The organism is Thermomonas sp., from assembly GCF_020850895.1.
Lineage (GTDB): Bacteria > Pseudomonadota > Gammaproteobacteria > Xanthomonadales > Xanthomonadaceae > Thermomonas.
The window spans coordinates 1-2,949 of sequence record NZ_JADZDS010000019.1 but is presented as its reverse complement, the minus strand read 5'-3'; the positions used below and the strand labels follow the sequence as shown (position 1 = coordinate 2,949).

Annotated in this window: 1 protein-coding gene; it reads left to right on the top strand. The window is 68.3% G+C overall.

The genetic code is table 11. The features are described 5' to 3' along the window. On the top strand, positions 1-2,949 hold a 2,949-nt coding region (gene smc, locus IT472_RS01855), incomplete at both ends, for a chromosome segregation protein SMC (protein WP_297177508.1).

Below are 2,949 nucleotides of genomic sequence, written 5' to 3'. Positions count from 1 at the left end.
TCATCGATGCGATCCGTTGGGTCATGGGCGAATCGGCCGCCAGCCGCCTGCGCGGTGATTCGCTGACGGACGTGATCTTCTCCGGCAGCAGTGCGCGCAAGTCGGTGTCGCAGGCCTCGGTGGAGCTGATCTTCGACAACGCCGACCACGCGATCACCGGTGAGTACGCTGCGTTCAACGAGATCTCGGTCAAGCGCACGGTTGGCCGCGACGGCCAGAGCAGCTATTACCTCAATGGCGGCAAATGCCGCCGGCGCGACATCACCGACCTGTTCCTCGGCACCGGCCTCGGCCCTCGCAGCTACTCGATCATCGAGCAGGGCATGATCTCGCAGGTGATCGATGCCAGGCCGGAAGATCTGCGCGTCTATCTGGAAGAGGCCGCCGGCATCTCCAAATTCAAGGAACGCCGCAAGGAAACCGAGACCCGCATTCGCCACACCCGCGAAAACCTCGATCGCCTGACCGACCTGCGTGACGAGGTCGACAAGCAGTTGCAGCACCTGTCGCGGCAGGCCAAGCAGGCCGAGCAGTACACCACCTTGCAGGAACGTCGCCGCGAGAAGGACGCGCAGTGGCGTGCATTGGAGTTTCGTACCCTGGATGCGCAGTTGCAGTCCTCGCGGGCGGGGCTGCTGCGCGATGAAACGCAGCTGGAGGCGCTGGTCGCCGGGCTGAGGCGGGCCGAGAGCGCGCTGGAGACCGGCCGCACGCAGCGCGAGGGCAAGAGCGAGGCACTCAATGGTGCGCAGGCGACGGTGTACGAGGCCAGCGGTAATTTGGCCCGGATCGAGCAGCAGATCGCCCACCAGCGCGAGTTGGCCGCGCGCCTGCAGCGCGCCCGCGATGAGGCCGGCAGTGCATTGGATGAACTCGGTGGCCAGATCGACGTGGATCGCCAACGGCTCGCGCAGTTGCAGGGCGCGGTGGAGGACGCGGCGCCGCGGTTGGATGTCCTGCAGGCCGAGGACCGTGATCGCCAACAGGCGTTGACCGCATCCGAAGCGCAGCTGTCCGATTGGCAGCAGCGCCGTGACCTGCACGCCCGTGACCAGGCGGAAGCCGCGCGCGCGGCCGACGTGGAGCGCACCCGCATCGAACACCTGGATCGGCAGATCCTCGATGCCAGCAACCGCATTCAGAAGCTGGGCGACGAGCGCGCCGGGCTGGATCTGGACGCGCTGTCCGCTGCACTCTCGGGCCTTGCAGTGGAATGCGAGGCCGGCAAGGCCGCCGTGCACACCTTGACCACGCAGGTGGACACCCACCGGGCGGGCAGCACCCAGTTGCAGGAGCGCCAGCGCCAGTTGCAGGGCGAACAGGCCGAGCTGCGCAAGCGCATCCAGGCGGCGCGGGGACGATTGGCCTCGCTGGAGACCTTGCAGGCCGCGGCGCTGGGGCAGGAAGCCGGGGCGGGCGCGCGTTGGCTGCAAACGCAGGGGCTGGGCGATGCGGTGCGCGTCGGCGAGCGGCTGGAGGTCGACGCGGGTTGGGAAGGTGCGGTGGAAGTCGCGCTGGGACAGTTGATCGAAGCGGCGGTGGTGGATGCCGCCGATGGACACTTCGATCCCGCGCTGGTCGATGCCCTGGCGGCATTGTCCGAGGGTCGCGTCGCCCTGGTGTTGGGCGCCGATGACGCATCGGCCTCGTATCCGCCGACCACGCTGGCGGCGCGTGTGCGTGGGCCGGCAGTGATTCGCCAGGTGTTGGCGCGGGTGCATGTCGTCGACGACATCGCGCAGGCGCGTGATCTGGTGGCACGGATCCCGGCAGGGGATCGTGTGATCACCCGTGGCGGTGAATCTCTGGGCCATGGCTGGGCGCAGGCGGCACGCAGCGATAGCAATGGACAGGGCGTGCTGCTGCGCGAAAAGGACATCCGCGCCTTGCGCGATGCGGTGGATACCGACGCCAGCCACGAGGCCAGGCTGGACGCCGAACTGGCCAGCGTGCGCGATGCCTTGCGCGAAACCGAACAGCAACGCGAAGAGGCCCAGCGCCAGTTGTACCTCGCCCATCGCGGTTTGTCGGAGGCTTCGGGCCGGATGCAGAGTGCCCAAGGCCGGCTGGACGGTGCACGTACCCGGATCGAACGCATCGAAGCCGAGCAGGTGCAGCTCGACGCAGGCCTCCAGGAGCACCGGTCCACGGTGGCCGAGGCAAGGCTGCGGCTCGACGATGCGGTGGGCAGGATGGGCGGGCTGGAGTCGGCGCGCGTCGCCTTCGAGTCCGAGCGGCAATCGCTGGTGACGGCACGCGAGGCGTCGCGTGAGGCCGCGCGCCAGTCGCGCGAGGCCGCCTACGCCTTGGCGCTTTCGTTGGAAACCCAGCGCGCACAGATGACGGCTCTGGTGCAGGCCCTGCAGCGGATGGACAGCCAGCGTGGGCAACTCGGCACGCGCATCGACGATCTGGCCACCCAATTGGCCGACGGTGGCGCGCAGGCAGGGACGTTGGAAAGTGATCGCCAGGCGGCACTCGCTGCGCGCGTGCAGGCGGACCAGGCGCTTGCCCAGGCCCGTGCCGGGTTGGATGAAGTGGACGCCGAACTGCGGACCCAGGAACAACAGCGCCAGCAATACGACGCGCAGGCCTTGCAGCAGCGCGAGGCCATCGGCCAGCGCCGGCTGGAACAACAAGCGCTGGAGCTGAAGGCAGGGCAATTCAGCGAGGCCGTTGTCGCCGCCGGCTACAGCATGGAAGCGGTGCTGGCGGAACTGCCGGACGACGCCACCGCAAGCGTTTGGGAACAGGCGGTGCAGGAGATCGACGGCAAGCTGCGCCGCTTGGAGCCGGTCAACCTCGCGGCAATCGCCGAACATGCCGAAGCGGCCAAGCGCAAGGAGTATCTGGACGCGCAGAACGCCGACCTGACCGCCGCGCTGGAGACGCTGGAAGAGGCGATCCGCAAGATCGACCGCGAAACCCGCAGCCGCTTCAAGGACACCT